This is a genomic window from Chroococcidiopsis cubana SAG 39.79 (genome assembly GCF_003991895.1).
Classification (GTDB): Bacteria; Cyanobacteriota; Cyanobacteriia; order Cyanobacteriales; family Chroococcidiopsidaceae; genus Chroococcidiopsis; species Chroococcidiopsis thermalis.
The window spans coordinates 1-5,887 of the sequence record NZ_RSCK01000182.1 but is presented as its reverse complement, the minus strand read 5'-3'; the positions used below and the strand labels follow the sequence as shown (position 1 = coordinate 5,887).

Genomic DNA, 5,887 nt, shown 5'->3' with positions numbered 1-5,887 from the left:
TAAATCTCCAGGGCTACAACTTATGCCACATCAAAATTCCAATCCAGATATTTATGGTGGTATTGTGGTTGGCGCATCGAGCTAGATATAAGACACCTCAAAACTACCCTGGGAATGGATGTCCTCCGGTGTAAAACTCCTTCTATGGTACGCAAAGAAATTTATGTTTATTTGTTAGCGTACAACTTGCTCCGCAGTTTGATGTGGGTAGCTGGTACTACTTATGGTTCGCCTCCATTGCGTTTATCTTTACAAGGAACTCGTCATCATTTAGGTAATTTTATTCCCGAATTATTAGCCGCAACTTCAACACAACGCGAGCGAATTTATCGCACTTTGCTAAAAGTTATTGCCCATAAGTCAGTTCCCCTTCGCCCAGGAAGAAGTGAACCACGAGTTCGCAAACGTCGCCCTAAGTCTTATCCGTTAATGAAACAACCTAGATCTGTGTTACGCAACCAATTACAAACTGCTTGAATCATAAGCGTTTCAGCTTATCTTAGTGCCATTCGTGCATAACACGCTCTAGAATTGCTGGTGTGCGACTGAACAAACGCTATCTCGTCTGAGGTAGGGGTATAAAGGTCTGCAAGTTCTTTAGCGGTAGGTTGTGACTTGAAGCGAGGATAGGCAGTACGATCGATTACGGTCATGGAGCGGATGATGGAAGATAAGTAGAGCTATTGAGGTATAGACTGTTCTGGTCTAGTAAGTCATGTCGAAGCTACGCTCCCTACTAGTTTTGGGTTTTGTTTATTCAGCAACAGCAAACAGTTATAATTGGCAATTTTCAATGGCTCGCATCCGACAAATTAGCAGCATCAAACAACGATTGTTGTCTAGCTATTACGCGATCGCGCAGAAAGAGCAATGTCTCATCTTTGATACCAACGGTAGCTAGTCCATCAATTGTTTGCAGGAAATAATCGGCACAGGAGCCAAGCTGTCCGCTTGCTGTGGCAAGGCTCTCGATCGTCATTTCCAAGGATAAGCTGCCTGTGTAAAGTGGGTGCTGTTGATTAATCACAAAAGCAATTGCCTCGACCGCTTGCTCTCCACTAAACACCTTGACCCATTGAGGAATATAAGCCCCTACGACCATTTCTCGTTGCCAAAGTAATTGTAATTCTGCGGCAACATCACTAGCAGCAATTCGGTAGGCAACACCACAGCAACTTTCCCCACAATCGAGTCCTAGAATTAAGCCAGGATTCTCTGGAGTTCCACGACCCACTGGAGCCGAGAGGCAGAATCGGCGATGCCAACCCGAAAGTTTAACCACACGGGCTTCTACGAATTTGAAACACGGACTCCAAATCAACGAACCGTAGGCAAAAATCCAAAGGTCGGTATTGGGTGGGTGAGCTTGCAGGGTAGTTGTTATTGATGCTTGTAATTGGGCTTCACTTAACAAATAGGGTGTTAACTCAGAAGACTGTAAAACCATTGCTTGTAAGCGTCCAGTTTTGAGATCCGCTCGTGTAAGTGACATCGCGCAAACTCTACTTTGATTAAAGATGAATACAGTGACAAATTAGTGCAATACCTTGGTGTGCCAGCCTTGGTGATAGTGGGTTGTTAATCCTTTGCCATCAAATTCCACTGTCGAAATTCTAGCCTGTAGAATGCGGTTACCGTTAGGATTAAACTCGATTGTCCGATAAGACTCCCACTCTAGGCTGTCAATGATGGACTGAGGTAGTCTAGCAGCCCAAGTTGTTTTAGGCAGAACATCGTACTCAATTTGCCAGCGAAATACGCCGTATTTTCCTGCAACTCCTAACAATTCCGTCTGCCCGTCGTGGTTCTGTTGAGTGCGGATCATGGACATGTATTTACGAATTTCTTCATGTCCTACACCTTGACTGAAAGGAGTTGCATGATAAATTCCCTTTGGTACAAATAGCTCGACAACTTGCTCGACGGCTGCCTTGTCTGCGGCTTGCCAGCTTTGTATCCAGACGTTCATAAAATGTTCAGTCCACTGCAAAACGTGGTCTACCTGTGTCATCTTGCCCTCGGTTCGCTTTATGCTGCTTGCAATTGTAGTGCGGGATAGCTGGTATAGCCTTGTTTTTCGGGCGTATGGAATGAAACAGATCGTTCATGGGTCATGGGTGTTCCTCCTAGTGTTGCGATAGTAGTTTTACGGTGATTTGTGAGACTGTAAAGAAAAAGTAGTTACTAACCAGAGCAAAGATTGGTTAACATAAAAAGGTAGCTAAGTCTGGAGTGGGCAATGAAACTCAAAGACGCTCGCCATATGTCAGCTTCTGCCCAAGAAGCACTGCGATATCGAGTCGTAAATGCAATTGAAAATGGCATGAGTAAATCAGAGGCATCTCGTGTGTTTCAAGTGTCGCGCACGGCAATACATCATTGGACAAAAGCTACAGCAACTGAAGGCTCAAAGGCATTAAAAGCCAAAAAGCGTGGGCCCCGCTCCAGTTCGCGGCTGCTGCCCCATCAAGCAGCAACGGCGGTACGGCTAATGGAGTTGCAGTGTCCAGATCAATTAGGTTTACCGTTCTACTTATGGACTCGTGAAGCAGTGCAACAATTTCTCCTCAGACGCTTTGAGTTATCAGTGTCGGTGTGGACAGTGGGACGGTATCTGAAAAAATGGGGTTTTACACCACAGAAGCCGTTGCGCCGTGCTTACGAGCAAGACCCACTAGCAGTCAAGCACTGGCTAGAAACGGAGTATCCACAGATCTGTCGTACTGCTGAGCGTGAGAATGCAGAAATTCATTGGGGTGACTATATGGTTGTCCGCTCTGACTACCAAACAGGGCGTTCCTACGGTCGAGTCGGGCAAACGCCAGTCGTACCAGGAACGGGTAAGCGCTTTAGCTGTAATATGATTTCGACCATCACAAATCGTGGCAAGCTGTGCTTTAAGCTGTTCACACAACGTTTTGACTCTGCTGTGATGCTTGATTTTTTACGTCGTTTGATTCGTCACAGCTCCCAAAAGGTGTTTTTGATTGTGGATGGTCACCCGGTACATCGGTCGAGAGCAGTCCACCAATGGCTAGCAAAACATGCAGATCGCATCCACTTATTTTTCTTGCCTGCTTACAGTCCCGAGTTGAATCCCGACGAATTACTTAACCATGATGTTAAAGCCAATGCTGTCGGACGGCAACGTGCCAAAAATAAAACTGAGATGATTGATAATCTCCGCAGCTATTTACGTAGTACACAACGTTACCCTCACGTCGTGCAAAACTTCTTTCGTGAGAAACATGTTGCTTACGCCGCCGCCTGACTGTTCACTATTCTCTGCTCTGATTAGTAAGCTTCACAATTGAGCTTCACATCACCTGTGAATCCGATTCACAGGTGACGTGAGCAGATGGTGTCGCTTTTAGATCGCGACGGCGAATCATGGCGAAGGTAATAACAGAACCAATGAAGGCGATCGCAGTTGCCACGAGAATGATGAAATTCAGTCCATCGAGGAAACTTGCGTTCGCAATATTTGTAAATTGAGGTTGTAGCGATGGCGGAACTGAGTTGACTGCACCCGAAATATTTCCAAGCGCAAGATAGTTTGCAAGCTGGTGCAAATTTAGATCGGATGGAATCCCTGCGGTTTGTTGCAGGCTGTTCTGAATTGTATATGCAAGCAATGCCCCCAAAAGCGCAATACCTAGCGTGAACGATCCATGCCGGAAGGTCATATTGATGCCCGATGCCATACCGCTCCGTTCTGCAGGAACGACCGCGATCGCCACATTGCTCATCTCAGCATTAATTAATCCGGCTCCTACCCCAGCTACCAAGAAACCCGGCAGCAAATGACCCAACCCGGAGTTCGGTGTGATACCATACATCAGCGCAAAACCAAGTCCAACTACGGCTAGCCCACTACCAAGTAAGACTCGTGCGGGTAATTTCTCTGCCAGTTTTGCACCCACTGGAGGCAGAATCAGCATCGGCAGGGTCAGTGGTAGCAGTGACAGCCCAGCCTGAGTTGCTGACAAACCCAAAACGTTCTGGAAATAGGGCGGAAGATAAATAATCATTGCCCAGTAGGACATGCTGTTAGCAACGCCTAAAACTGATGCGCCTGTGAAGGTAGGAATGGCAAAAAGCTTGAGGTCAAACATAGGGCGAGCATGTCTGAGTTCCACCACAATGAATGCAATCAGCAACGCAAAGGCACCCACGAGGGTTTGCTGAATGATGGCGCTTGTCCAACCTAAATCGTTGCCTTGAATGACTGCAAAAGATACCAGTAATAATGCACCTGTGAATGTAATTAGCCCAGATCGATCGAGCGTTTCAGCTTCTGGGTCGCGGGACTCCTCAAGCTTCAACACAGATAAGGCAACTAAAGCAACTACGATCGGCACGTTCAATAAGAAGATCCAGCGCCAGCCTAATTGATCGACGAGAAACCCACCAATCATTGGACCAAAAGCGGCACCAATGCCAATGAAGACTCCCCAAATCCCAAAAGCGGCAGCGCGTTCTGGACCTTGATAACGGTGTGAGAGAATCGCGACGGCAGTGATTAGCATTCCACCTGCGGCAACGCCTTGAATGGCTCTTGTCAGGATCAACAACAGCGCATCACTGGCTAATCCACACAAGAGCGAGGTGATGCCGAAGGCAACCAAGGACCAAACGAATACCTTTCGCCGACCAAGGCGATCGGCAAGGGTACCAGTTGCCATCAGAACTACAGTGTAAGCAATGTTGTAAGTATTCACAATCCATTGCAACTCGGTAAAGTTAGAGTGCAATTCGCGTTCGATGTCGGGAAGCGCAATCGCAATAATCGTCACATCGAGTGGCACTAGAAATGTAGCAACACAAGTCACGAGTAGAGTTGCCCAATGTTTCTGAGGGGAAGGCGTTGATTTGTGGAGCGAAATTTGTTTATCCATCGCCGAATCTCCAAAGTTCAAAAAAGCCATGCAAAATCGAGGGTTGTTGCGGTTCTTGCAACTTAAAACCACTAACCGTGAGCAACAGAACTGCCAACTAGTTTAAAAGCTTGTCTCGATGCGGGATGCAATCGATATTTTTAGATTAGCTGGTGCTGGAGAGAAGAAAAAGGTGCTAGAGTTCACAACACTTGTTCTTAATTTTCACAAATTAAATACAATGGTAAGCAAAATCAATAGCGAAACTTATCTCGGTGTTTGAGTGCAAAGTCTTTCCAGTAGTTGGGTTTGCGCCCAGTAATGGACTCAAAATTGTCAAATGTATCAGCCGCTTCTGACATTGTTCCTGTGGTGAGACGGCGATTCACATCCACTGCACAACGAGCGTAAGCAGGTTCCATCCCTACACTGAGTAACTGTGCCAGTAAATCATCCGGAGACTGAGCTTGATAGCGATAAGGTTGTCCGAGTGATTGCGTCAATACTTCGGCAATTTCATCTCCAGTCAGTGCTTCGACTGCTAGAGGAATGATTTGTCCTGCGTATCGCTCGGGCGATCTCAATACCGTTGCTGCTACTAAGGCAATATCATCGGCATCAATCCAACCCAGGCGCGCCTCACCAAAGAATTGATGGATTACTCCTGGATTGTTTGTATTGGGAAGCCGCAGAAGATTCTGCATGAAATAGTTGGGACGCAGATGAGTATAGGCTATTCCAGATGATTCAATGTAACGTTCAATCAATTGATGCCAGCCGAGATGTGCCACCGTTGTGTCTTCTTTGGCATACGCACCAATATGAACAATGTGCTGAACGTCTGCTTTCACCGCTTCATCCACAATTGCCTTGCTTTGAGCCAGCATATCAACAGTGTAGCCGGTTAGCAGAAACACTCGCTCAACGCCCCTAATAGGCAGCTTGTAAAAATAACTTAAGCAACTTTTAAAGGACTAAGTTATGATTTTAGAGCAGCATTGAGATTGAAA

At 46.4% G+C, this 5,887-nt stretch carries 7 protein-coding genes; 2 read left to right on the top strand and 5 right to left on the bottom strand.

Annotation, left to right across the window (positions count from 1 at the left end; all coding sequences use genetic code 11):
- The first annotated feature begins 144 nt into the window (after positions 1-144).
- Positions 145-477: a hypothetical protein gene (locus DSM107010_RS36410; protein WP_199756016.1), complete on the top strand. Its 333-nt coding sequence runs from the start codon at positions 145-147 to the stop codon at positions 475-477.
- A gap of 17 nt (positions 478-494) precedes the next feature.
- Here DSM107010_RS36410 and DSM107010_RS43440 read toward each other — a convergent pair whose 3' ends face one another.
- The 3 genes from DSM107010_RS43440 to DSM107010_RS36395 all read right to left on the bottom strand — a co-directional run bounded on the left by DSM107010_RS43440 (position 495) and on the right by DSM107010_RS36395 (position 2,011).
- A complete protein-coding gene (locus DSM107010_RS43440) occupies positions 495-653 on the bottom strand; it encodes a DUF4158 domain-containing protein (protein WP_127025305.1) in 159 nt (52 codons plus the stop codon).
- Between the two features lie 137 nt (positions 654-790).
- A complete protein-coding gene (locus DSM107010_RS36400) occupies positions 791-1,492 on the bottom strand; it encodes a gamma-glutamylcyclotransferase (protein WP_106169406.1) in 702 nt (233 codons plus the stop codon).
- A 42-nt stretch (positions 1,493-1,534) separates the two neighbouring features.
- Complete coding sequence (locus tag DSM107010_RS36395; protein WP_106169405.1) at positions 1,535-2,011, bottom strand: hypothetical protein; 477 nt, start codon at positions 2,009-2,011, stop codon at positions 1,535-1,537.
- Positions 2,012-2,239: 228 nt separating this feature from the next.
- On the opposite strand from DSM107010_RS36395, the gene DSM107010_RS36390 reads away from it, so the two are divergent.
- The gene (locus DSM107010_RS36390; protein ID WP_106169404.1) at positions 2,240-3,271 is read left to right on the top strand and encodes an IS630 family transposase; all 1,032 of its coding nucleotides are present in this window, start codon (positions 2,240-2,242) and stop codon (positions 3,269-3,271) included.
- Positions 3,272-3,317: 46 nt separating this feature from the next.
- Here DSM107010_RS36390 and DSM107010_RS36385 read toward each other — a convergent pair whose 3' ends face one another.
- Together DSM107010_RS36385 and DSM107010_RS36380 are read right to left on the bottom strand one after the other, a co-directional pair.
- Complete coding sequence (locus tag DSM107010_RS36385) at positions 3,318-4,898, bottom strand: MFS transporter (protein WP_106169407.1); 1,581 nt, start codon at positions 4,896-4,898, stop codon at positions 3,318-3,320.
- Between the two features lie 233 nt (positions 4,899-5,131).
- Positions 5,132-5,812, bottom strand: coding sequence for an NmrA family NAD(P)-binding protein (locus tag DSM107010_RS36380; protein ID WP_258184009.1), 681 nt, complete (start codon positions 5,810-5,812; stop codon positions 5,132-5,134).
- Positions 5,813-5,887 lie beyond the last annotated feature (75 nt).